Origin of the sequence: Glycomyces albidus (assembly GCF_009451885.1) — a bacterium.
Taxonomy (GTDB): Bacteria; Actinomycetota; Actinomycetes; order Mycobacteriales; family Micromonosporaceae; genus Glycomyces; species Glycomyces albidus.
The window spans coordinates 1-24,542 of sequence record NZ_WIAO01000056.1; the positions used below are offsets into that span (position 1 = coordinate 1).

At 69.8% G+C, this 24,542-nt stretch carries 21 protein-coding genes; 12 read left to right on the forward strand and 9 right to left on the reverse strand.

What is annotated here, in order from left to right; genetic code table 11:
• Positions 1-391: 391 nt before the first annotated feature.
• Together GFD30_RS27680 and GFD30_RS24840 are read left to right on the forward strand one after the other, a co-directional pair.
• Positions 392-520, forward strand: a complete 129-nt coding sequence (locus tag GFD30_RS27680) for a hypothetical protein (protein ID WP_265575471.1) — start codon at positions 392-394, stop codon at positions 518-520.
• Positions 521-643: 123 nt separating this feature from the next.
• Entirely contained in the window at positions 644-2,086 is a 1,443-nt protein-coding gene (locus tag GFD30_RS24840) for a sugar porter family MFS transporter (RefSeq protein ID WP_153027845.1), read from the forward strand.
• 68 nt (positions 2,087-2,154) lie between these two features.
• Here GFD30_RS24840 and GFD30_RS24845 read toward each other — a convergent pair whose 3' ends face one another.
• The 7 genes from GFD30_RS24845 to GFD30_RS24875 form a co-directional block, all read right to left on the reverse strand.
• Complete coding sequence (locus tag GFD30_RS24845) at positions 2,155-4,701, reverse strand: ABC transporter permease (RefSeq protein ID WP_153027846.1); 2,547 nt, start codon at positions 4,699-4,701, stop codon at positions 2,155-2,157.
• A gap of 3 nt (positions 4,702-4,704) precedes the next feature.
• A complete protein-coding gene (locus tag GFD30_RS24850; protein ID WP_407649203.1) occupies positions 4,705-5,466 on the reverse strand; it encodes an ABC transporter ATP-binding protein in 762 nt (253 codons plus the stop codon).
• Between the two features lie 255 nt (positions 5,467-5,721).
• The gene (locus tag GFD30_RS24855; protein WP_153027847.1) at positions 5,722-8,250 is read right to left on the reverse strand and encodes an ABC transporter permease; all 2,529 of its coding nucleotides are present in this window, start codon (positions 8,248-8,250) and stop codon (positions 5,722-5,724) included.
• 2 nt (positions 8,251-8,252) lie between these two features.
• Positions 8,253-9,029, reverse strand: a complete 777-nt coding sequence (locus GFD30_RS24860; protein WP_322633591.1) for an ABC transporter ATP-binding protein — start codon at positions 9,027-9,029, stop codon at positions 8,253-8,255.
• A 282-nt stretch (positions 9,030-9,311) separates the two neighbouring features.
• Positions 9,312-9,989: a response regulator gene (locus tag GFD30_RS24865; RefSeq protein ID WP_153027848.1), complete on the reverse strand. Its 678-nt coding sequence runs from the start codon at positions 9,987-9,989 to the stop codon at positions 9,312-9,314.
• Positions 9,986-11,224 (reverse strand): sensor histidine kinase, encoded by a 1,239-nt coding sequence (locus GFD30_RS28135; protein WP_153027849.1) that lies wholly within the window; start codon positions 11,222-11,224, stop codon positions 9,986-9,988. Before GFD30_RS28135 ends, GFD30_RS24865 begins: the two co-directional genes overlap by 4 nt.
• 65 nt (positions 11,225-11,289) lie before the next feature.
• Positions 11,290-12,120, reverse strand: coding sequence for a RecB family exonuclease (locus tag GFD30_RS24875; RefSeq protein WP_153027850.1), 831 nt, complete (start codon positions 12,118-12,120; stop codon positions 11,290-11,292).
• Between the two features lie 78 nt (positions 12,121-12,198).
• On the opposite strand from GFD30_RS24875, the gene GFD30_RS24880 reads away from it, so the two are divergent.
• The 3 genes from GFD30_RS24880 to GFD30_RS24890 all read left to right on the forward strand — a co-directional run bounded on the left by GFD30_RS24880 (position 12,199) and on the right by GFD30_RS24890 (position 15,067).
• On the forward strand, positions 12,199-12,963 hold the full coding sequence (locus tag GFD30_RS24880; RefSeq protein ID WP_153027851.1) for a class I SAM-dependent methyltransferase: 765 nt from the start codon (positions 12,199-12,201) through the stop codon (positions 12,961-12,963).
• Positions 12,964-13,027: 64 nt separating this feature from the next.
• Complete coding sequence (locus GFD30_RS24885) at positions 13,028-14,131, forward strand: M50 family metallopeptidase (RefSeq protein ID WP_153027852.1); 1,104 nt, start codon at positions 13,028-13,030, stop codon at positions 14,129-14,131.
• Positions 14,132-14,167: 36 nt separating this feature from the next.
• Complete coding sequence (locus tag GFD30_RS24890; RefSeq protein WP_322633592.1) at positions 14,168-15,067, forward strand: tRNA (adenine-N1)-methyltransferase; 900 nt, start codon at positions 14,168-14,170, stop codon at positions 15,065-15,067.
• Positions 15,068-15,166: 99 nt separating this feature from the next.
• Here GFD30_RS24890 and GFD30_RS24895 read toward each other — a convergent pair whose 3' ends face one another.
• Positions 15,167-15,454 carry a ferredoxin gene (locus tag GFD30_RS24895; RefSeq protein ID WP_227997045.1) on the reverse strand — a complete coding sequence of 96 codons (288 nt, stop codon included), beginning with the start codon at positions 15,452-15,454 and terminating at the stop codon, positions 15,167-15,169.
• A gap of 116 nt (positions 15,455-15,570) precedes the next feature.
• Here GFD30_RS24895 and arc point away from each other — a divergent pair, with 116 nt between their 5' ends.
• From arc to GFD30_RS24930, 7 genes are all read left to right on the forward strand, one after another.
• Positions 15,571-17,352 carry a proteasome ATPase gene (gene arc, locus GFD30_RS24900; protein WP_407649202.1) on the forward strand — a complete coding sequence of 594 codons (1,782 nt, stop codon included), beginning with the start codon at positions 15,571-15,573 and terminating at the stop codon, positions 17,350-17,352.
• 199 nt (positions 17,353-17,551) lie between these two features.
• On the forward strand, positions 17,552-19,057 hold the full coding sequence (dop, locus tag GFD30_RS24905) for a depupylase/deamidase Dop (protein ID WP_153027855.1): 1,506 nt from the start codon (positions 17,552-17,554) through the stop codon (positions 19,055-19,057).
• 111 nt (positions 19,058-19,168) lie between these two features.
• Complete coding sequence (locus tag GFD30_RS24910) at positions 19,169-19,384, forward strand: ubiquitin-like protein Pup (RefSeq protein WP_153027856.1); 216 nt, start codon at positions 19,169-19,171, stop codon at positions 19,382-19,384.
• Positions 19,385-19,613: 229 nt separating this feature from the next.
• Positions 19,614-20,408 carry a proteasome subunit beta gene (prcB, locus tag GFD30_RS24915; protein WP_153027857.1) on the forward strand — a complete coding sequence of 265 codons (795 nt, stop codon included), beginning with the start codon at positions 19,614-19,616 and terminating at the stop codon, positions 20,406-20,408.
• A 15-nt stretch (positions 20,409-20,423) separates the two neighbouring features.
• Positions 20,424-21,209, forward strand: a complete 786-nt coding sequence (prcA, locus tag GFD30_RS24920; protein ID WP_153027858.1) for a proteasome subunit alpha — start codon at positions 20,424-20,426, stop codon at positions 21,207-21,209.
• 226 nt (positions 21,210-21,435) lie between these two features.
• Positions 21,436-22,794 (forward strand): Pup--protein ligase, encoded by a 1,359-nt coding sequence (gene pafA, locus GFD30_RS24925; RefSeq protein ID WP_153026843.1) that lies wholly within the window; start codon positions 21,436-21,438, stop codon positions 22,792-22,794.
• A gap of 9 nt (positions 22,795-22,803) precedes the next feature.
• On the forward strand, positions 22,804-23,046 hold the full coding sequence (locus GFD30_RS24930; RefSeq protein ID WP_153026844.1) for a hypothetical protein: 243 nt from the start codon (positions 22,804-22,806) through the stop codon (positions 23,044-23,046).
• Positions 23,047-23,317: 271 nt separating this feature from the next.
• Here the strand turns inward: GFD30_RS24930 and GFD30_RS24935 are convergent, their stop codons facing one another.
• Positions 23,318-24,409 carry a DUF3866 family protein gene (locus GFD30_RS24935; protein WP_322633426.1) on the reverse strand — a complete coding sequence of 364 codons (1,092 nt, stop codon included), beginning with the start codon at positions 24,407-24,409 and terminating at the stop codon, positions 23,318-23,320.
• Between the last annotated feature and the right edge of the window lie 133 nt (positions 24,410-24,542).

Consider the following 24,542-nt stretch of genomic DNA (forward strand, 5'->3'; position numbering starts at 1 on the left):
CATTCCGAACCCGGTCGTTACGGCTTCCAGCGCCGATGGTACTGCACCCGAGGGGGTGTGGGAGAGCAGGACACCGCCAAACATGAACATGAGAGAGAAGGCCCCCACCGCAAGGCGGGGGCCTTCTTCGCGTCTCTAAGACTATGAGGCCGGCGAGAGTGCGTCTCGAACTCGGGCAACGCCTACGCCGATGCCGAAGATCGCGCCTGTCACCAGGAATGTCAGTAGCGTGACTGTCACTAGCGCAATCGCGATTCCGATGGCTCCGACGACGCTGAAGAATGTGCTCACGTGGCCTCCTCCGTTGCAGGCTCGGGTGTTGCCCTCTAAGTATTGTTCCACATCGATAAATAGATCGTTGTAGGCATCACAAGTTAGTTAGGTCACAGTAGTGGACTCTCGTTCAATCTGCTGTCCTCCTGTAGCTCCGCTACCCCCCTCGGCGTCGCGCCGCCTCGCCTACATCGCCCTCCCGCTGCGGGCGCTCGACGTGCGGATCGACGAACCGCTGTTCGACTGACGGGTTCGACCCACTCCTGCCGCGGGCAGTTCGGGATTCCGGCAATTCGTGATCTTCAAGGCGATAGCGGCTTAGGATTCGGGCACGTCCGGTACGGGTTCGAGTCGCCTACGGGAGTGAGTGATGACGACAGACGATGATGGTCTGCTGCGCGGCGAATCCCAGGCGCGCACCGGGTCCGCGGTGTTCGTGTCGGTGGCGGCCGCTCTCGGCGGGTTCCTGTTCGGGTACGACACGGCCGTCATCAACGGGACCACCGGCGCCCTCGAGAACCAGTGGGGGATCGGCTCGGTCGAGACCGGTGTCGTGGTGTCCTCGGCGCTCCTGGGCTGCGCGGTCGGCGCCTGGTTCGCGGGTTCGCTCGCGAACAAGATCGGCCGCCCGAAGGTCATGATGCTCGCGGCCATCGTCTTCTTCATCACCTCGCTGGGCAGCGCCCTCGCGACGGGTCCGATCGACCTCACGATCTGGCGCATCATCGGCGGTTTCGCGATCGGCGCCGCGAGCGTCATCGCCCCCGCGTACATCGCGGAGATCTCGCCCGCGCACCTGCGCGGCAGACTCGGGTCGCTGCAGCAGTTCGCGATCGTGCTCGGCATCTTCGGCGCGCTCATCGTCAACTTCGGCATCCAGGCGTCGGCCGGCGGTGCGAGCGGTGAAGTCCCGTGGGGCGGCACCGCGTGGCGGTGGATGTTCGCCGCGGCCGCGGTACCGGCGTTCGTGTACTTCATGTTCTCGCTGAACATCCCCGAGTCGCCCCGGTACCTGGTGGCGAAGCAGCGGCTCGACGAGGCCCGCGTGGTTCTGGCGAAGTACGTCGGCGGGGACGTGGACACCAAGATCACCGAGATCCGGGAGTCGCTCCACAGCGACCGGCCGCCGCGGATCTCCGACGTGCGCGGACCGCGCTTCGGCCTGCTCCCGATCGTCTGGGTCGGCATCTTCCTGTCGATGTTCCAGCAGTTCGTGGGCATCAACGTCATCTTCTACTACTCGACGTCGCTGTGGCAGTCCGTCGGGTTCAGCGAGAACGACGCGTTCCTGACCTCCGTCATCAACTCGGTCGTGAACATCGCCGGTACGATCCTCGCGATCTACCTGGTGGACCGGATCGGCCGCAAGAAGCTGCTGCTGTGGGGTTCGGCGATCATGTTCTTCGCGCTCGGGACGATGGCCGTCATCTTCGCCTCGTCGCCGGTGGACGCCGAGCACAATCCCGTCCTCAGCGACGCGGCCGGCGTGATCGCGCTGATCGCCGCGAACGTGTTCGTGTTCGGGTTCGCGTTCACCTGGGGACCGGTCGTCTGGGTGCTCCTGGGGGAGATGTTCCCCAACCGCATCCGCGCCTCGGCACTCGGCGTGGCGGCCGCCGCGCAGTGGATCTCGAACTGGCTCATCACCGTCACGTTCCCCGAGCTGGCGCAGACCGGCCTGTTCCTGGCGTACGGCCTCTACGCGCTCTTCGCGCTGATCTCGTTCCTGTTCGTCTCCAAGATGGTCAGGGAGACGAAGGGCGTCGAGTTGGAGGACATGGAGAAGCTCGGCCGGAGCCGGGCCGCGCGCTGACGCACGCAATGAAGCGGGGCGCCCTTTCGGGCGCCCCGCTTCTGTCTCCCCTGCTGCCGAGGAAGGGCCTACTCGTAGGCGATCGCGCCGAGGATGTTGACCTTGGAGGCCCGCACCGCCGGGGCGATGGCCGCGAGGAGTCCGACGAGGACCGCCGCGCCGAGGTAGCCGGCGATGAGCGCGGTCGGGACGGCGAACACGTCGATCCCCGTCTCCGCCAGCGCCTGCTGGAGGACCCAGCCGAGGCCGAGGCCGACCGCGACGCCCAGGGCCGCGCCGAACAGGGCGATCGTGACGCTCTCGACCGTGACCATGCGGGTGGTCTGGCCGCGGGTCATGCCGATCGCCCGGAGCATCCCCAGTTCCCGGGTGCGTTCGAGGACCGACAGGACCAGCGTGTTGATGACGCCGATTACTGCGACGATCATGGCCAGGCCCAGGAGCAGCTGGATCGCGATGATCGCGAAGTCGAAGAACACGGTGATCTGCGCGAGGAAGTCGTCGTGGTTGAGGACGCTGACCTCGGGCTGGTCCGCGAGGACCGCTTCGACGTCGGCGGTGACCGCTTCGACGCTGGCGCCGTCGGCCACGTCGACGAGGGCCTGCGTCGGCTTCGGGGTGTAGAACTCCTCGACGTAGGCGGTGGTGACGTACCAGCCGTCGGTGTTCTCGTTGTCGTCGAGGATCGCCACGAGCGTGAACTCGTGCGGCTCGGTGCCCCTGGTGAAGGACGCGGTGACGGTGTCGCCGATGCCGACGCCTAGCTGTTCGGCCGCCGAGCGGTTCGCGGCGATCTCGCCGTCCTGGAGGTTCGAGATGGACCCCTCGTCGACGGTGCCGCCGAACTGGTCGACGATGCCGTCGAAGTCGGTGGTGGCGTTGACGTACTGTTCGGTCCCGTCGATCGTCGCCGGGTCGTAGTACAGCTCGACCGCGGTCGCGACGCCGTCGAGGGCGCGGATGTCGTCCATGACCGCGGGGTCGAAGGACGCCGGGACGGGCGAGGTCGGCGGTCCCGAGACGAACAGCTCGGCCTTGACGTTGTCGTCGAAGTACGCGTTCAGGCTGGCCTTGACGCTGGTGAGCAGGGTCGCGGTGGCGGTCACGAGGGTCACGCCGATCATGAGTGCGGCCGCGGTGACGGCCGTGCGGCGCGGGTTGCGGGAGGCGTTGCGCCTGCCGAGCTTCCCGGCGAACGACCACGACCACAGCAGGCCCAGGAGCGAGACGAGCGGCTTCGAGAGCCACGCGGTCAGGAGCGTGATGCCGATGAACACGGCGCCCGCACCGACCGCGGCGGCGACGAGGTTCGCCCGGTCGGCGTCGAAGACCTCGGCCAGGCCGAGGGCGATCCCCGCGCCGCCGGCGGCGGTGACGCCCGCGCCGGTGACGGTGAGCAGGGTGATCGGCTTGTCGGTCTTGACCGCTTCGCGCATGGCCTCGACCGGCGGGGTCTTGGAGGCCCGCACGGCCGGGACGAGCGCGGACAGGACCGTGACGCCGATGCCGACGGCCAGGGCCGCGAGCGGGGCGCTCACCGGGACCGCGAGGGTGGTCTCGCCCATGTCCAGGAAGGAGTTCGCGACTGCGGTGGTGAGCCCGGCCCCGGCCGCGATGCCGAGCGCGGTGCCGACGACCGAGGCGACGGCGCCGAGCAGGAGCGCCTCGGCGAGGACCGAGCGGATGATCTGGCCGCGGCCGGCGCCGATGGCGCGCATCATCGCGATCTCCTTGAGGCGGCCGGCGATGACGATCGTGAACGTGTTGGCGATGAGGAACACCGAGACGAACACGGCGATGAGCCCGAACCCGAGCAGGAAGTACCCGACGAGGTCGGCGGCCTCGGCCGATTCGGCGTTCTCCTCGGCGATGTAGGCGTCCCAGGTGACCGCGTCGGCCTCGTCGCCCAGGAGCGGCTCGATCTCGGTGAGAAGCTCCTCCTGGCTCGTGCCCTCGGTCGCGGTGACGGCCAGCGCGGAGTACCGGTCGGCGCCGTCGAAGACGAGGCGCTGCGCCTCGGCGGTGGTGAAGGCGAGTTCGGTGGCGCCGGCGTAGGTGTCGCGGCCGCCGGGGTAGCCGTAGATGCCGACGATCTCGTACTCGGTCTTGTCGGTGGTCAGCGAGTAGGCGGTCACGCTGTCGCCGAGCCCGTAGCCGGCCTGCTCGGCGAAGCCGGCGGAGACGGCGACCTCCTGGTCGGTCTCGGGGGCGCGGCCTTCGCGCAGTTCGCGGGCGGTGGACTCGTCGCCCCAGTTGACCGCGAGGGTCGCGGTGAAGCCGGCGAGGATCTTGCCGTCGGAGCCGATGGCGTTGACCATCCAGCTCACGGTGGTGCTGACCTTCTCGACGTGCTCGGCGTCCCGGACGGCGGCGAGGGTCTCGGGGGTGACGCCGTCGCGGACGACGCGATCCCCGTACGTCTCGGGTTCGACCGGTTCGACGATGACGTCGGCTCCGGCGTAGGAGCTCGAGTTGAGGTCGGCGGCGGTGGCCTTGATGGACGAGGTGAGGACCAGCGCCGAAGCGATGAACGCGGATCCCAGGACGATGGCGAGGCTGGTGAGGATCAGGCGGGCCTTGCGGGCCGCCATGCCCTTGAGGGTGGCGCGGAGCATGTCTTAGCGGGCCTCTCCGGCGAGCGGGACGCGGGTCTCGAAGCCGCGCATGGTGTCGATGACGGCGTCGGCGGTGGGTCGGTGGAGGTCTTCGACGATCTGGCCGTCGGCGAGGAAGACCACGCGGTCGGCGTAGGCGGCGGCGCCGGGGTCGTGGGTGACCATGACGATGGTCTGTCCGAAGTCGTCGACGGACTTGCGGAGGAACCGCAGGACCTCGGCGCTGGAACGGGTGTCGAGGTTGCCGGTGGGCTCGTCGGCGAAGACGACCTCGGGGCGGGTGGCGAGGGCGCGGGCGCAGGCGACGCGCTGCTGCTGGCCGCCGGAGAGCTCGGTCGGCTTGTGGGTGAGGCGCTGGGACAGGTCGAGGGTCGCGATGATGCGGGCGATCCACTCCGGGTCGGCCTTGGCGCCGGCGATGGAGGCCGGCAGCAGGATGTTCTCTTCGGCCGTCAGCGTCGGGAGCAGGTTGAACTGCTGGAAGATGAAGCCGATCTTGTCGCGGCGAAGCTTCGTGAGGGCCTTGTCGTTCAAACCCGTGATGGGCGTCTCGCCGATATGGACGGTGCCGCGGTCGGTGGTGTCGAGGCCGGCGAGGCAGTGCATGAGCGTCGACTTGCCGGACCCGGACGGGCCCATGATGGCCGTGAACGCACCGGAGGCGAACTGGACCGAGACGTCCCGCAGGGCCACGACCTGGGCTTCGCCCGATCCGTAGGCGCGCCAGACGTTGCTCGCGGTGACGGCGGAGCGGGTCCTCGTGATCTGCGGGGCGGGGGGATTCGCGAGTGGCACGGGAGGGCCTTTCTGATCGGTGTGCTTCCTGTCCTCTCAAGGCTATGGACGCGCCCGTCCGTCCGCTTCGGTCGGCGGACCACAGTCGGGCTCCTCCGCAGGTCGGAGCGGCGCCTCCGCTCTCGGTCGAATGGCCGAGGCCGGCGCCGCCCGGAGGCCGGCAGACGGGAGGGGCGGCGCCGTCCGGCGCCGCCCCTCTCCTGGTTTCCTTTTCAGACGGTCAAGCTATTCGTAGGCGATGGCGTTGAGCACGTTGAGCTTCGCTGCTCTCGCGGCCGGAGCGATCGCGGCGAGCAGGCCCACGACGACGGCCGCGGCCAGGTAGATCACGATGTAGTCCCACGGGAGTGCGAAGCTCGTGAGCCCCTCCTCTTCGAGCGCCTGCTGGACGGTCCAGCCCAGGCCGATGCCGACGGCGATGCCCAGGACCGCGCCGAACAGGCAGATGATGACGCTCTCGACGGTGATCATGCGGCGGGCCTGGCCGCGGGTCATGCCGATCGCCCGCAGGAGCCCCAGTTCCCTGGTGCGTTCGAGGACCGACAGGACCAGCGTGTTGATGACGCCGATGATCGCGATGATGATGGCGAGTGCCAGCAGGACCTGCACGGATCCGAGGAGGATGTCGAGCTGGCCGGTCTGCTGCGCGATGAAGTCGGCGTTGTTGGTGACGTCGACTTCGGGCTCGTCGGCCAGGATAGTCTCCACCTCCTCCTGGACGGCGTCGATGTCGGCGCCGTCGGCGACCTGGATGTACGCCTGCATCGGCTTCGGGATGGTGAAGTGCTCGATCTGCGTCGGCGCGACCCACCACCCGTCGGTGAGCTGCGAGTCGTCGAGGATCGCGGTGACCTCGAGCTGCTCGGTGGTGCCGTCGGCGAAGGTCACCGGGACGGTGTCGCCGAGGGCGACGCCCCGGTCCTCGGCGGCGGACTCGTTGACGGCCAGGCCGTCGTCGGGGAGGTCCGCGATGGAGCCTTCGGCGACGGTGCCGCTGAAGATCCCGAGGCTCGTCTCGAGGTCCTCGCTGGCGTACAGCGGCGTCGGCTCGCCGTCGACCTCGGCGCCGAAGAACTCGCCGTAGAGGTCGCCGACGGCGGCCACATCCGGCAGGGCCTTGATCTCGGCGAGGGTCTCGGGCGCGAACGTGGGGATGTTGGCCCCTTGCTGGCCCATGACGATGAGGTCGGACTCCAGGTTCGAGTCCGTCAGGTCCGTGGTGGTCTCCTTGAAGCTGGCGACCAGGGTGGCGATGCCGGTGACGAGCGCGACGGCGATCATGAGCGCGGAGGCGGTGATCGCGGTGCGCCGCGGGTTGCGCCCGGCGTTGAGCCTGCCGAGGCGTCCCGAGAACGACCAGGACATGACCGCGCCGAGCAGCGCCACGAGTGGCCGCGACAGGATCGGCGTGAGCAGCGTGATGCCGACGAACGCGATGCCGACGCCGCTGAGGAACCCGCTCAGTCCGAGGTCGCCGAGGTTGTCGGTGAGGCCGAGCACGACCAGGACGCCGCCGACCGCGGTGACCGCGAGACCCGCGATGGTGATGCCGCGCAGCGGCTTCGGCGGGTTGACCGCCTCGCGCATCGCGGCGACCGGCGGGACGCCGGAGGCCTTGACCGCGGGGACGATCGCCGAGAGCACGGTGACGCCGATGCCGACCGCGAGCGCCCACAGGGCCGTGGCGGGGACCTGGAGCTGGACAGGGAGGCCGCCCATCGCGGTGGAGCTGACCAGTTCGGACAGTCCCCAGCCGAGCACGACGCCCAGTCCGAGGCCGACGATGGAGGCGATGACGCCGATGACGGCGGCTTCGGCGAGGACCGAGCCGACGACCTGGTTGCGGGCGGCGCCGATGGCCCGCAGGAGTGCGAGCTCGCGCTGGCGCTGGGCCACGATGATGGTGAAGGTGTTGATGATGAGGAACACCGACACGAACACGGCGACGAGGCCGAATCCGAGGAAGATGTACCCCATGATGTCGGCGACCGCGGCGAAGCCCTGTGCGGCCTCTTCGGACGCCTCTTCGCCGGTCTGGACCCGGTAGTCGGCGCTGATCGCGTCGGCGATGTCCTCGGTGGAGGCGTCGCCTTGGACGTAGATCGCCATGTACGCGTCCTCGCCCTGGGTGAGCAGGCGCTGGGCTTCGGCGGTGGTGAAGGCGATCTGGGTCTCCCCGGCGAGCGAGTCGCGGTCGCCGCTGAGGCCGAAGACGCCGACGATCTCGTAGTCGGCGCGCTCGGCGCTGTAGGAGTACGCGGTGACGGTGTCGCCGATGTCGAGCCCGGAGTCGGTGACGAACTGGGCGGAGACGATGACCTCGCCGTCGGCTTCGGGGGCGCGGCCTTCGCGGATCACGTTGAAGCCGGTGGACTGGGCGTTCCAGTTGAAGCCGATGGTGGGGGCGAAGGTGCCGACGAGCTTGCCGTCGTCGCCGATGGCGTTGACCTGGCCGGAGACGTCGCCGTCGGCGGCGTCGACGCCGTCCACGCCGCGGACGGTCTCCAGGACGTCGCCGGGGACCAGGTTCGCGCTGGGGGTGTTCCCCTGGGCGGCGGCCGGGTCCTCCGCGGGGGTGACGACCGCGTCGATGCCGGTGAAGGCGTCTGCGATGACGCCGGTGACGGACTTCTCCATCGTGGCGGTGAGGATCATCGCCGCGGCGACGAACATGGTGCCGAGGACGACGGCGAGGCTGGTGAGGACAAGGCGGGCTTTGCGGCTGGCCATGCCCTTGAGGGTGGCTCGCAGCATGACTAGGCGCTCTCTCCCCGGGCGGCGGCGACGAGCTCTTCGAAGTGCTTCATCTTGTCGATGACCTTGTCGGCGGTCGGGTCGGCCATGTCCTCGACGATCCGGCCGTCGGCGAGGAAGACCACGCGGTCGGCGTAGGCGGCGGCGCCGGGGTCGTGGGTGACCATGACGATGGTCTGTCCGAAGTCGTCGACGCTGGTGCGCAGGAACCGCAGGACCTCGGCGCCCGAGCGGGTGTCGAGGTTGCCGGTGGGCTCGTCGGCGAAGACCACTTCGGGGCGGGTGGCGAGCGCGCGGGCGCAGGCGACGCGCTGCTGCTGGCCGCCGGACAGCTCGGTCGGCTTGTGCGACAGGCGTTCGGAGAGATCGAGGGTGTGGATGATCTTCTTGATCCAGTCCGGGTCGGCCTTGGTGCCGGCGATGGCGGCGGGGAGGGTGATGTTCTCCTCCGCGGTGAGGGTGGGCAGCAGGTTGAACTGCTGGAAGATGAAGCCGATCTTGTCGCGGCGGAGCTTCGTGAGGGCCTTGTCGTTCAGGCCCGTGACGGGCGTGTCACCGATGTGGACGGTGCCGCGGTCGGTGGTGTCGAGGCCGGCGAGGCAGTGCATGAGGGTGGACTTGCCGGACCCGGACGGGCCCATGATGGCCGTGAACGCACCGGAGGCGAACTGGACCGAGACGTCGCGGAGGGCGACGACCTGGGCCTCGCCCGATCCGTACGCCTTCCAGACGCCTTCGGCCGATACGGCGGTGGTCTTGACAGGGGAAGCGGTGGACACGACGCTCTCGCTTTCGGGTGTGTCGGGTTCCGAGGGATTCGGTTGGCTGGTTTCCTCGCTCCGCGGGACGTCGCCCGTGAAGCCTTGGTGCGCTTGCGATGCGAATCAGTGACGTCGAATCGCCAGTTTGTGACATCATACATGATGTCATTCGGCGTCGCGGTCCGCATGATCGATCTCGACGATATGGGTTCGCGGGCACGCCCGCATCCGCTTCGAGAACGGTCTTCGACTACGTCGGAAGTCGGAGGCGCCGGCTACCGAGGGAGGAGCCGGCGCCGGTCAGCCGGCCGCGCCGGGCTTGACGAGCCCGGTCTCATAGGCCAGCACCACGGCCTGGACCCGGTCGCGCACGCCCAGCTTGGTGAGCAGGTGCCCCACGTGGGTCTTGACGGTGGTCTCGCCGACGGTCAGGGAGTCGGCGATCTCGGCGTTGGTGAGGCCCTTCGCCAGGAGCATGAGCACCTCGCGCTCGCGGGCGGTCAGCGCGCCGAGGATCGCGGGGGACCGCTCGTCGTCGGCGCCGCGGTGCTTCGCGAAGCGCCCCAGCAGGGTCGAGAGGATGTGCGGCGCGACGACCGCGCCGCCGCGGTGGACGGTGCGGATGGCCTCGACGAGGTCGGCGGCCGGCGCGTCCTTGGTGAGGAATCCGGCGGCGCCGGCGCGCAGCGCGCCGACGACGTACTCGTCGAGATCGAAGGTGGTGAGCACCAGGACCCGGGTGGGCAGGTTCGCCTGCACGATGTCGGCGGTCGCGGCGACGCCGTCGCGCCGCGGCATGCGGATGTCCATGAGCACGACGTCCGGCACCAGCCTGCGGGTCAGCTCGAACGCCTCGACGCCGTCGCCGGCCTCGCCGACGATGTCGATGTCGGTCTCGGCGCCGAGCACCATCTTGAAACCCGCGCGCAGCAGCTGCTGGTCGTCTGCCAGCAGGAGGCGGATCGGCCGGTCGCTCATGAAGTCACTCCCTGGAGGTGGGCGTTCTTGGGGAAGCGGGCCTCGACGAGGTAGCCGCCGCCGGGCCGGGGCCCGGCCTCGAGCGTGCCGCCGTAGAGCGTGGCGCGCTCGCGCATGCCGATCAGGCCGTGGCCGCCCGAGAACCCGGAGACGACCGGCGCCCCGGTTCCCGAGTCGCCCACGGAGATCCGGAACTCCTGGTCGCCGTAGTCGACGACGACGCCCGCTCGCGCCTGCGGCCCGGCGTGCTTGATCGTGTTCGTCAGCGCCTCCTGCGCGATCCGGTAGACCGCCAGGCTCACGCCCGTCGGCAGCGGGTACTCCTCGCCGCGGACGGTGTAGCGCACCGGCAGACCGGCGTCCTTGGTCTGCGCCACCAGCGCCCGCAGCGAGTCCACTGTAGGCTGCGGCTCGAGGTCGGCGCGGTCGTGCTCCTCGTGCCCGTTGCGCAGGACGGTGAGGATGTCCCGCATCTCGCGCAGCGCGGTGCGCGCGGTCTGGTTCACCGTCGTCAGCGCCTCCTCGGCCGCGTCCGGGTCGGTGCGCAGGACCCGCTTGGCACCCTCCGACATCACCCCGATGACCGAGATGTGGTGTGCGACGACGTCGTGCAGCTCGCGGGCGATGCGCCGCTGCTCCTCGGCGACGGCCTGTGCCGCGAGGGCCTCCTGGCGCTCCTCGGCGAACCGGGCCCGGTCCGACAGCTCCTCGACCTTTTCGCGACGGTTGCGCATGACCCAGCCGATCCAGAAGACGGTGGTCGCGAGGACCAGGTTGACCATGACCAGGACCGCGCTCGTCGTGTGGTCGATCTCGCCCAGGGCCGGGAACGCGAAGATGACGGCCGTGATCGGGATCCAGATGGCGGCCGCCGCGGCCAGCGCGCGGACCAGCGGCCGGTACGCCGCGGCCGTGTAGGTGAGCACGAAGAACCCGACGCCGCTGTCGGCGGCCATCGCCTCGAAGGACGGGACGAACACCGCGGCGCACGTGATCGCGAGACCGATGGCGATGCCGCCCCACAGCCAGACGCGGCGCAGGCAGATGACCGTGAACGGGAGCATCATGAGCGCCAGGTCGGTCCAGCCGTAGCCGATCTCGGGCGCGATCTGCATCATCGCGAGGAAGTACCCGAAGTAGCCGGCGGCCAGGAGCACCATCAGGACGCAGTCGGCCACGAACGGCCGCTCGTGGAGCCAGCAGCGGAGTCGGCGGAGTCTGGAGGCGGCTTGCACGCTCTATACCGTATCCGCCGGTCACTCCCGCTTCATCGAACGTGGGAATGATTCACGGCTCCGCCTCAGGGAGGAGGCATCTCGAGTCCTGGCAGGACGGTCGTCAGCGGGTACGCCGGCGGCTCGCCGCCGAACTCCGGGCACAGCTTCTGGTGCGCGCACCAGCCGCACAGCTTCGACTTCTGCGGCCGGAACAGGCCCGTGGCGATCGCCTCGCGCATCGAGGCCCACAAGGCCTTCAGCGTCCGCTCGAACTGCTCGAGCTCGCGCTCGTTCGGCGAGTAGTCGAGCACCTGGCCGTCGCCGAGGTACATCAGGCGCAGCAGCGTCGGCACCGTGCCCCGCGTGCGCCACCACACCAGGGCGTAGAACTTCATCTGGAACAGCGCCTTGTCCGCGAAGCGGTCCGGCGGGCGCTTCCCGGTCTTGTAGTCCACCAGGCGCACCAGACCCGCCGGGTTCACGTCGGCGCGGTCGATGAAGCCCTTGAGCTGCGTGCCGTCGTCGAGCGTGGTCGTCACCAGGCACTCGGTGCGGTGCGGCTGGAGCCGCTGCGGGTCCTCCATCGAGAAGTACGTCTCGACCAGCCTCCGCACGCCCCGCAGCCACCCCGACTCGTCGTCGAGGCCCTCGAACAGCTCCGAGTACTCCTGGGACGCGTTCAGCTTCGTCCACTCCGGCTCGATGAGCGCCAGCGCCTCCTGCGGGGTGCGCTTCCCGGCGTCGAGCTCGTAGAGCCGCTCGAGGACCGCGTGGACGAGCGTGCCCTGGACCTGCGCCCGCGACGGCGGCTCGGGGAGGCGGTCGACCGCCCGGAACCGGTACAGCAGCGGGCACTGCTTGAAATCCCCGGCGCGCGAAGGGGAGAGCTGAGTCGGTCGGGTCGCGTTCGACATGCACCGAGCATAGGACGGGGCACCGACAGCGCTTCACCGCGCTGGACATCCGAACATAACGCACGTACTGTTCGCGGCATGAGTCACGACATCCTCGGCCCCGACCCGAGCGCGCAGGCGCGGTCCTTCGGCAGGGCGGCGGACCTCTACGACGCCGCCCGCCCCGCCTACCCCGCCGACGCGCTCGCCTGGCTCGCAGGGGACGAGCCCGCCGACGTCGTCGACGTCGGCGCCGGCACCGGCCTCCTCACGCGGGGCCTCATCGCCCGCGGCCACCGCGTCACCGCCGTCGAACCCGACCCCCAGATGCTCGCCAGACTCACCGCCGCCACACCGGGCCTCGCCGCCGCCCGCGAAGGCAGCGCCGAAGCCGTGCCGCTCCCCGACGGCAGCGCCGACGTCATCACCGCCGGCCAGGCGTTCCACTGGTTCGACCGGCCCAAGGCCCTCCCCGAGCTGCGCCGCGTCCTGCGCCCCGGCGGGGTGCTCGCCCCGATCTGGAACCTCCGCGACGAGTCCGTCGACTGGGTCGCCAGGCTCTCCGAGGTCATCGGCTCCTCGAAGGGCGAACTCACCGCCATGGGCGCCACCGAACCCGGCTACTTCGCTCCCGGCTTCGGCGAACCCGAGGTCCGCGTCTTCCGGCACGAGAAGCGCCTCGACCCGGCCGGCCTCGTCCGCCTCGTCCAGACCCGCTCCTACTACCTCACCGCGAGCCCCGAGCGCCGGCGCGAGCTCGTGGCGGGCGTCGAGGAGCTCATCGCCACCCACCCCGACCTCGCCGGACGCGAGACCTTCGCGATGCCGTACGCGACCTACGCCTTCCGCGTGAGACCCGCGTAACCGCAACCGGACCCGGTCAACCGCGCCCGGCCGGTTCGCGGCCGGGCGCGTAGCATTGCCGCCGATGTCCACCAACGTCCTGGCCTTCCGCCGCTCCGGTTTCACGCTCGTCCGCGTCAAGGGCATACCCGTCACGCTCGGCTACACGTGGCTCATCCTCGCCGCGATGGTCGTCGCCGTGTACGCGCCGGTGGTCCAGCGGTCGGTGGACGGCATCGGCGCCGGCGCCTCGCTCGCCGTCGCCGCCCTCTTCGCGCTCACCCTGCTCCTCTCGGTCTTCCTGCACGAACTCGGCCACGCCCTCGTGAGCCTGCACGCCGGGATCGGGGTCCGCCGGATCAACCTCGACGCCCTCGGCGGCTTCACCGAGATGGACCGCGAAGCGCCCCGGCCCTCCACGGCCGCCGCGATCGCGCTGGCCGGGCCGGGGGTCTCCCTGCTGCTGGGCCTGGCCGGACTCGGCGGCGTCGCCGTCGTCGAGGTCGGCTCGCTCGCCTGGCAGCTCTGCTTCCAGGTCTGCGTCGCCAACCTCCTCGTCGCCGCCTACAACCTGCTGCCGGGCCTGCCCCTGGACGGCGGCAAAGCCCTCCAGGCGGGCATCTGGGCCGCAACGGGCGACCGCTGGAGCGGCTACCGCGTCGCCGGATGGGCCGGGCGCGTCGTCGCCGTCGCCACCCTCGGCGTGGGACTGCTGCTGTTCCGCTCCGGCTGGTTCTCCTGGATCGGGCTGATCCTCCTGCTCATGGTCTCGTTCGAGCTGTGGCGCGGCGCCACCGGCGCCATCCGCGCCGCCCGCATGGGCCCGCGCGTCAAGGCCCTCGACGCCGCCGCGCTGGCCCGTCCGGTGGCCGTCGTCAGCGCCGCCGCGACCCTCGGCGAGGCACTCGCCTCGGCGGCCGGCAGGGAGGTCGTGGCCGTCGACGGCAGCCCGGTGGGCGTCCTCGACCGGGCCAGCGCCGAGGCCGTCCCCGCCGAGCAGGTCGACGCGATGCCGCTGCGCGGCCTGCTGCGCTCGGCCGAGAAGATCCCGGGCCTGCGGGCGGACCTGAGGGGCCAGGCCCTGGTCGACGCGATCGGCGCGAGCGGCGCCGACCGGTTCTTCGTGGTCGATGAGGGGCGCCTGACAGGGCTGCTCTACACCGCCGACGTGGTCAAAGCCCTCCGTTAAGATGCTTCGGACCTGAACGAAGGAGACACGAGGCAAGTGGCATCTGACCTGCTGGCGCCGGGCGACCGCGTCCAATTGACCGACGCGAAGAACCGGAAGGCCACGATCACCCTCGTCGAGGGGGGCGCCTTCCACACCCACCGTGGCAGGCTCTTCCACGACGACCTGATCGGGCGGCCCGACGGCGTCACGGTCACCACCGAGGGCGGCACCGCCTACCTCGCGCTGCGGCCGCTCCTGCCGGACTACGGCCTGTCGATGCGCCGCGGCGCCCAGGTCATCTACCCCAAGGACATCGCCCAGATCCTCACGTTCGGCGACATCTACCCGGGCGCGCGCGTGGTCGAGGCCGGCGCCGGCTCGGGCGCGCTCACGAACTGGCTGCTGCGGGCCGTCGGCCCGACCGGGCACGTCTTCTCGTGGGAGCTGCGCGAGGACTTCGCGAAGATCGCCCAGGAGAACGTCGCGGGCTACTACGGGGAGCTGCCCGAGCAGTGGACCCTGACGGTGGGGGACGTGGCCGAGGCCGACCTCGAGCCGGTCGACCGGGTCGTGCTCGACATGCTCTCGCCCTGGGAGGTGCTGGACACTGTGGAGCTCATCCTGCGCCCCGGCGGTGTCTTCATCGGATACGTCGCGACCACGACGCAGATGTCGGAGCTGGTCGAGGCGTTGCGGGAGCGCAAGACCTTCACCGAGCCCGAGGCGTGGGAGTCGCTCATCCGCGGCTGGCACCTGGAGGGCCTCGCGGTGCGCCCGGACCACCGGATGATCGCCCACACCGCGTTCCTCATCACCGCCCGCAAGCTCGCCCCGGGAACGGTCGCGCCCGCCCGCAAGCTCAAGCCGTCGAAGGGCCAGCAGGCCCTCCGGGAGCGGAACGCGCGGATCGCGGCCGCGGCGGAGCCGAAGGCCGACGACATTACGGAAGAGTAACAATCCGCGATTTTCGCAAGTCGGATTCACGACTTCCCAAGTGCTGAAACAAGACAGCGCGGCTCCCCGATCCGGGGGGCCGCGCTTCGGCGTGTCACCTCAGTCGTCCGCGCCGGGGCCCGCGACGGGCTCCTTGCTCGCCAGATCGCGGACGTAGATGCACTCGCCGGGGCAGTCGTGGGCGGCGTTGACGATGTCGAGACGCAGCCGCTCGGGCACCCTGACTTGGGAACCCGCCGTAGTCAACAGCTCGCCCTCGGTGTCCTTGACGTATGCGAGACCGTCGATATCGAACTCGAACACGTCCGGGGCGTACTGCACGCAGAGCCCGTCCCCGGTGCAGGCGTCCTGGTCGATCGAGACTTCGAGTTCACGTTCCACAGCCATGGCTCCCAGATTAAAACGGATCGAGAATGTAGCGCAATGTCGGTGGCGAGCCTTACTATTGGCCTCCCCAGCCAGCTACGGTTGGAGTACGAACACTCTCCTGGGAGGTGTGACCCGTGGCACGAAGCAACGATGACCGTCGACAGAACCTGGGCCAGGGCTCAGAGCGCGACGAACTGTCAGGACAGGTCGAAGAGCTCCAGGAAGAACTGGCCGCGGCTCGGCGCCGTCTCACCGAAACGCCCCGACACATGCACATCCTGGAGGAGCGGCTCGCCGCCGCCCAATCCCAGATCGACCGGCTGTCGGAGCAGAACGAACGCCTCGTGGCGACCTTGAAAGAGGCCCGCGAGCAGATCGTCTCATTGAAAGAGGAAATCGACCGGCTCGCCCAGCCGCCGTCAGGGTACGGCGTGTTCCTGGGCGCGCGTGAGGACGGCACCGTCGACGTCTTCACCTCCGGCAGGAAGTTCCGCGTGTCGCTCGCCCCCTCGATCGACCCCGAGGAGCTCGAGCGCGGCCAGGAGGTCCTGCTCAACGACGCCATGAACGTGGTCGAGGTCCTCGACTACGAGCGCATCGGCGAAGTGGTCACGCTCAAGGAGCTCATCGAGGTCCCCGGCGGCGGGCCGCCGGACCGCGCCCTCGTGACCAGCCACGCCGACGAAGAGCGGGTCGTGCTGCTCTCCGACGCGCTCATCAACGGGCCGCTGCGCGCCGGCGACTCCGTCATGATCGAGCCGCGCGCCGGCTACGCCTACGAGCGCATCCAGAAGAGCGAGGTCGAGGAGCTCGTCCTCGAAGAGGTCCCGGACGTCGACTACTACGACATCGGCGGCCTCGACAGCCAGATCGAGATGATCCGCGACGCCGTCGAGCTGCCGTTCCTGCACGCCGACCTCTTCCGCGAGCACGAGCTGCGCCCGCCGAAGGGCATCCTGCTCTACGGCCCTCCCGGCTGCGGCAAGACGCTCATCGCCAAGGCCGTCGCCAACTCGCTGGCCAAGAAGGTCGCCGAGCTGCGCGGCGAGGAGGCCTCCTCCAAGAGCTACTTCCTCAACATCAAGGGCCCCGAGCTGCTGAACAAGTACGTCGGCGAGACCGAGCGGCACATCCGCCTGGTCTTCCAGCGGGCCCGCGAGAAGGCCAGCGAGGGCATGCCGGTCATCGTGTTCTTCGACGAGATGGACTCGATCTTCCGCACCCGCGGCTCGGGCGTGTCCTCCGACGTCGAGAACACGATCGTCCCGCAGCTCCTGTCGGAGATCGACGGCGTCGAGGGCCTCGAGAACGTCATCGTCATCGGCGCCTCCAACCGCGAGGACATGATCGACCCGGCGATCCTGCGGCCCGGCCGCCTGGACGTCAAGATCAAGATCGAGCGGCCCGACGCCGAGTCCGCCAAGGACATCTTCTCGAAGTACATCACCCCGACCCTGCCGCTGCACGACGACGACCTGCGCGAGCACGACAAGGACCGGGACGCCACGGTGAACTCGATGATCCAGGCGGTCGTCGAGCGCATGTACTCCGAGGTGGACGAGAACCGCTTCCTCGAGGTCACCTACGCCGACGGCGACAAGGAGGTCCTGTACTTCAAGGACTTCAACTCCGGCGCCATGATCGAGAACATCGTCGCCCGCGCCAAGAAGATGGCCATCAAGGACTACCTGACCCACCAGTCCAGGGGCATCCGGCTGAGCCACCTCATCGACGCCACAGTGGACGAGTTCCGCGAGAACGAGGACCTCCCGAACACCACCAACCCGGACGACTGGGCCCGCATCTCCGGCAAGAAGGGCGAGCGGATCGTCTACATCCGCACGCTCGTCTCCGGCAAGGGCGCGGACTCCGGCCGCAGCATCGACACCGTGTCGAACACCGGCCAGTACCTGTAGCACAGGCGGCGGCGCTTCGCCGCGGAATCGGCCGGCGGGGTTCGCCCCGCCGGCCGATTCGCCCTGTCCCCAACGTGTCGCCGGGACCCCCGCCGGGTAACCGGAGCCCATGAAGGAAGTGCAAGTCGAGCAAGCGGAAATCCTCTCGACCCCCGTCCGGAGGGGCGCAAAGGGGCCAGGACGGACTAGGCTCGAAGGCATGACCGTTCGCCGCATCATGGGCACCGAGATCGAATACGGGATCTCCGTGCCGGGCCAGCCCGGGGCCAACCCGATGGTGACCTCCTCCCAGATCGTCAACGCCTACGCCGCCCGCCCCGAACTCTCCAAGGGCGGCCGCGCCAGGTGGGACTACGAGGAGGAGACCCCTCTGCGCGACGCCCGCGGCTTCACCTACACCGGGGCCCTCTACGACCCCGCAGAGAACCTCGCCGACGAGGACTCCGGCCTCGCCAACGTCATCCTCACCAACGGCGCCCGCCTCTACGTCGACCACGCGCACCCCGAGTACTCCACGCCCGAGGTCACCAACCCCCGCGAAGTCGTGCTCTTCGACAAGGCCGGCGAGCTGACCATGGCCGAGGCCGCCCTCCGGGCGGCCCACACGCCCGGGATCGGCCCCATCAACCTCTACAAGAACAACACCGACAACAAGGGCGCCTCCTACGGCGCGCACGAGAACTACCTCATGTCGCGCCAGACGCCCTTCGCCGACATCGTCGCCCACTTCACGCCCTTCCTGGTCACCCGCCAGGTCTTCGCCGGCGCCGGGCGCATCGGCATCGGCCAGGACGCCTCCGAGCACCGCTACCAGATCTCCCAGCGCGCCGACTTCTTCGAAGTCGAGGTCGGCCTCGAGACCACCCTGAAGCGACCGATCATCAACACCCGCGACGAGCCGCACGCCGACGCCGAGCGCTACCGGCGACTCCACGTCATCATCGGCGACGCCAACCTCGCCGAGCACGCCACCTTCCTCAAGGTCGGCACCGCCTCGATCGTCCTGGCCATGATCGAGTCCGGCGCCTTCGACGGCTCCCTCGGCATCGCCGAGCCCGTCTCCGAGCTGCGCGCCGTCTCCCACGACCCGACCCTCGCCCACAAGATCGAACTGCGCAACGGCAAGCGGCTCACCGCGGTCGAACTCCAGATGTCCATCCTGGAGCAGGCCGAGGCGTACTGCGGAGCCGACGCCGACCCCGACACCCGCGAGGTCCTCGACCAGTGGGCCTACGTCCTCGACGCGCTGGCCCGCGACCCGATGGAACTGGCCGACATGCTCGACTGGCCCGCCAAGCTCTCCCTGCTCGACCGCTACCGCGAGCGCGAGAACCTCGACTGGGGCGCCTCCAAGCTCCAGGCCATCGACCTCCAGTACCACGACGTGCGCCCCGAGAAGGGCCTCTACCACCGGCTCGTCGCCCGCGGCAAGATGAAGCGCCTCCTCACCGACACCGAGATCATCAACGCGATGACCGAGCCGCCCAGCGACACCCGCGCGTTCTTCCGCGGCCGGTGCCTCTCCCGGTACCCGTCCGAGGTCGTCGCGGCCTCCTGGGACTCGGTCATCTTCGACGTCGGCGCCGACTCGCTCGTGCGAGTGCCCATGATGGAGCCCGAGAAGGGCACCAAAGCCCATGTGGGGGAGTTGTTCGAGCGGTGCGAGGCGGCCAAGGACCTCCTCGACGTCATCACCGCCGACTAGCCGACACCGGACTGCCGCGGGAATATTACAGAGCGGTACAGCGTCGTATCTGGCGTGCTGTCGTACTCTCGCGGTACGGTTTATGCACCGTCGAGGTAGAAGGGAACAGCTATGGCAGCGAAGGACTCCGGCGGGCAGTCGCAGTCGCAGCGGTCACGGCAGGAAGCAGATGCCGAGACCACAGAGGCCGCTGTAGACCCCGAGATCGCCGAACGACACGAAGCGATCACCGAAGAAGTCGACGACCTGCTCGACGAGATCGACGAGGTCCTGGAGACCAACTCCGAGGAATTCGTCCGCTCGTTCGTGCAGAAGGGCGGCGAGTAGCCGCACCTGCGGCGACAGGGCACCCTGGTGTGACGGCTGAACCGGACAGGTTCGAGCGTCGTCAAGACCGGCGCACCGGGACCCTGCACCGTCGAGGCCGCGCCGCCGAGGCGCGGTTCAGGCTGCACCGCCGAGGCGGGACCTCGGCCGATAGTCGAAAAAAATAGAGAATTAGGGAGGTCATGTCGTGACAGGTCAAGGATTCCCAGGCAAACTGCCCAACGCGTATATGACGGCTGGAACCTCCTCCTTCTCGGAGTTCCTCATGCAGGCGGCCCCGGAGCTGCTGCCAGGGCGCAGACCGCTGCCCCCCGGCGACTTCACCGAGATGAGCGCCCACGCCACCACGATCGTGGCGCTCAAGACCGCCGAAGGCGTCGTCATGGCGGGCGACCGGCGCGCCACATCGGGCAATTACATCGCCAGCCGCGACATCGAGAAGGTCTTCCCCGCGGACGCCTACTCGCTCGTCGGCATGGCCGGCACCGCCGGGCTCGGCATCGAACTCATCAAGCTCTACCAGGTCGAACTCGAACACTACGAGAAGATCGAGGGCGCACCGCTCACGCTGAACGGCAAGGCCAACCGCCTCGCCACCATGCTTCGCGGCAACCTCGGCATGGCCATGCAGGGCCTCGCCGTCGTCCCCCTCTTCGCAGGGTTCGACACCGACGCCCCATCGGTCGCCGAAGCCGGCAAGATCTACAGCTTCGACGTCGTCGGCGGCGTCTACGCCGAACGCGACTACGACTCGATCGGCTCCGGCTCCATCTTCGCCAAGGGCTCGCTCAAGAAGCGCTACCGCCGCGGCATGAGCACCGACGACGCCGTCAAGGCCGCCGTCGAGGCGCTCTACGACGCCGCCGACGACGACTCCGCCACCGGCGGACCCGACCCGATCCGCGACCTGTACCCCATCGTCATGAGCGCCACCGCGGAAGGCTCCAAGCGCGTCGACGAGGCCACCGTGGCCGAACTCGCCCGCTCGGTCATCGCGGCCCGCACCGAGAACCCCTACGGATAAGGAGAGGAGCCTGACATGGCCATGCAGTTCTACACCAGTCCCGAGCAGATCATGCGGGACCGGGCCGAGTTCGCCCGCAAGAACATCTCCCGCGGCCGCAACGTCGTGGCGCTCTCGTGCGCCGACGGGGTCCTCCTGGTCGCCGAGAACGTCTCCTCGGCCCTGCACAAGGTCTACGAGCTGTACGACCGCATCGGCTTCGCCGCCGTCGGCAAGTACAACGAGTTCGAGAACCTCCGCACCGCCGGCGTCCGGATGGCCGACCTGCGCGGCTACTCCTACGACCGCCGCGACGTCAACGCCGCCAGCCTCGCCAAGGCCTACGCGCAGACGCTCGGCGCCATCTTCTCGGAGCAGACGAAGCCCTTCGAGGTCGAGATCTGCGTCGCCGGCGTCGGGGCCTCCCCCGAAGCCGACGAGCTCTACCGGCTCACCTTCGACGGCTCGATCAACGACGAACCCGGCTACCTCGCCATGGGCGGCGCCGCCGAGGAGCTCGTCGAGGTCCTCTCCGAAGGCCACGACTCCGACGCCCCGCTCGCCGACGCGTTCGCGCTGGCGCTGCGGGCCCTGTCCCACGGCGGCTCGAACGGCACGCCGCGCGAGCTGACCACCGACGTCCTCGAAGTCGCGGTCCTCGAGCGGGCCCGCCCCGGCCGCGCCTTCCGGCGCATCGAGGGCCTCGCCTTGGACGCGCTCATGCCCCGGTCGGAGGCCGCACCCGCGGCCGATGCCGCCGACGAACCGGAACCGGAAGCGGACACGCCGGACAAAGGCGAGCGGCCCCAGCCCAGCGAATAGCAATAGAGCCGCATTCCCGGACACGAAACTCCCGCACGCAAGTGGACGGTCGCGGGGGGGCCCCCGCCCCCCCCCCCCCCCCCCGGCCCGCCCCCCCCCCGGGGGGGGGGGGGGGGCCCCCCCCCCCCCCCCGACCCCGCACAGACCGTCATCACGCCCGTCGCGGAGCGAAACCGTTCGACCGCGAGGGGTGTTCTCCTCAACCGAATCGGGGTAGGGTTTCGACATGGACAGGCGCATTTTCGGACTGGAGACCGAATACGGGGTCACTTGCACATTCAGGGGACAGCGCCGCCTGTCTCCGGACGAAGTGGCCCGTTACCTCTTCAGGCGAGTGGTCTCCTGGGGCCGCTCCTCCAACGTGTTCCTCCGCAATGGCGCCCGCCTCTATCTCGACGTGGGGTCGCACCCCGAGTACGCCACTCCCGAATGCGATTCCGTCGAGGACCTGGTCAAGCACGACCGGGCCGGCGAGCGGATCCTCGAAGGCCTCATGATCGACGCGGAGAAGCGCCTCCACGACGAAGGCATCGCCGGGGACATCTACCTGTTCAAGAACAACACCGACTCGGCAGGGAACTCCTACGGCTGCCACGAGAACTACCTCGTCAGCCGCCACGGCGAGTTCGGGCGCCTCGCCGAGGTCCTCATCCCGTTCCTGGTCACCCGCCAGCTCATCTGCGGCGCCGGCAAGGTCCTGCAGACCCCGCGCGGGGCCCGCTTCTGCCTGTCCCAGCGCGCCGAGCACATCTGGGAGGGCGTCTCCTCCGCGACGACCCGCTCGCGCCCGATCATCAACACGCGCGACGAGCCGCACGCCGACGCCGAGCGCTACCGGCGCCTCCACGTCATCGTCGGCGACTCCAACATCAACGAGATCACCACGATGCTCAAGATCGGCTCGGCCGACCTCGTGCTCCGGATGATCGAGACCGGCGTGACGATGCGCGACCTCACGTTGGAGAACCCGATCCGGGCGATCCGCGAGATCAGCCACGACACGACCGGCAAGCGCCTGGTGCGCCTGGCCAGCGGCCGCGAGGCCTCCGCCCTGGACATCCAGCGCGAATACCTCGAGAAGGCGATGGACTTCGTCGACCAGCGCGGCGCGGACGCGACCACCAAGCGCGTCATCGAACTGTGGGGCCGGGTCCTCCAGGCCGTCGAGGACGGCAACCTCGACGCGGTCTCGCGCGAGATCGACTGGGTCGCCAAGTTCAAGCTCATCGAGCGGTACCGCGAGAAGCGCGGCCTGCCGCTGTCGAGCCCGCGCATCGCCCAGCTCGACCTGGCCTACCACGACATCCGCCGCGGCAGGGGCCTCCACCACCTGATGGAGAACCGCGGCGAGGCCGAGCGCCTCACGCACGACGTCGAGGTCTTCGAGGCCAAGGAAGTGCCGCCGCAGACCACGCGCGCGCGCCTGCGCGGCGAGTTCATCCGCAAGGCGCAGGAGAAGCGCCGCGACTTCACCGTCGACTGGGTCCACCTGAAGCTGAACGACCAGGCGCAGCGCACCGTCCTGTGCAAGGACCCGTTCCGCTCCCGCGACGAGCGCGTCGACAAGCTCATCGCCAGCATGTGAGACCGGCCCGTGTCCGAACCGCCTGAGACCGACAGCGCCGCCGACCGGCGGCCCGACGAACGCGAGCGGGCCGGCCGGTCCGGCCTGCTCGGTTCGTTCGACCCCGTCGCCGCCTACGAGCGGCGCACCACCCGCATCCGCGAAGAGATCGCCCGCAACCGCCGCGGCGAGTACACGGTCCCGACCTGGGTGCTCGCGCTCGCCCTGGCGGCGGTCATCGGTGTGTGGATCCTGGTGCTGTTCGTGCTGTGAACCGACCCGAATCGGCGCACGCCGCCGGCGCGGTCCCGCCCTGGGAGAGGGCCCCCGATTTCCAACATAGCCGGAGGTTCCTGAAGGGGAGCTGAAGCGAGCCCGGGCGCCGCTGAACGCCCGTCCTCGGTCGGGGCCTCCGTTTCGAGGCTCGCTCCCGGGTCCCCGACGGGACGTGCGGCGAGCCGACGGCATGCCGACGGCGAGGCACCGCGCTGGAAAAGGGCCCCCGGTTTCCAAGGTAGCGGGGGTTCCTGAAGGGGAGCTGAAGTCAGTCGCGGCGTTTGGCGATCTGGGCCGCGTGGCGGCCGGCGGCGGCTTCGGCGATGAAGTAGACGCGGTCGCGGTCGAGGCCGCGGCCCATCGTCGAGAGCTTGACCGGGAGGGCCTCCATGGCCTCGGCGAGCCCGGAGCAGTCGATCTCGATCTGGCGGTGGCGCTCGGGGAGCTCGGCGAGCTGGGCGCGGATCTTCGCTTCGAGGTCGGCGGGGAGCTCGTCGGGAACCGGGATGTCGGCCGCGGCCAGCGCGACCTTCCCGTAAGCGGTCATCGAGTGGTGCGAGATGCCGCGGTGGCGCTCGCGGGCGTCGCCCTCGGAGATCCGCAGGCTCGCGACCGGCCGGCCGCCGAGCACGGCCGCCGCGTTCACGGCCTCGCCCGCGGCGGTGCCGGAGAAGCCCCAGACCGTCCCGGTGCCGAGGTTGCCGGGCCCCTGGGCCACGATCGCGATGTCGGCGCCCCCGACCACGCGGGCCGCGATGAGCGCGTTGTGGATGTTCGTGGCCTCCAGGTCGCCGCCGAAGCACTGGCCTGCGGTGACGACCGTGCAGATCCGGTCCGAGAGCTGGTCGAGCTGGCGCGAGAACCACGCCGGGAGCGCCCCGCCGTCGGTCATCACATACGCGACCTTCGCGTCAGGGGCGGTCGCGTGGACGCCCGCGAGGACCGGCGCGAGCGCCGAGTGCAGATCGGCCACGACCACCGGCATCCCGCCGAGGTCCTCGCACGCCTCCACGGCGGCGCGGTGCGGCGAGTCGTCCTCGTCGACGGCGAGACGCATGGCCTGCATCGGCGTGTAGCGGGCCTTCACGATGTGCCCCGGGCCCTCGACGTCCGCCGGGAGCCGGTCGGGGACCGCGATGACCAGTGCGTACCCGCCCGTACCGAGGCCCTTCGCGATGGCGTTGCAGTTGAGCAGGACCCGGTCGCCGGCCTCGGGGGTGCCGACGAGTTCGTCGTAGGCGAGGCCCCGGCACGAGAAGGCGTCCTCGCCCTCGCGGGCCTCGACGTCGACCTCCAGCTCGGTGCAGCCGCGCCAGCCGCCGCGCACGCCGGTGACGGTCCCGTATCGCCATCTGATCACGCCCGGACAGTACCAAAGCGATGAGGCGCCTTGACGTTTCGGTGGACGGGGCCGCGCGGGGCCGACGACCGCGCCCCGGCCGGCTGCACCCCCGGGTCCGCATGCCGCCGGCCGCACCGGCCGCTTCGGACAG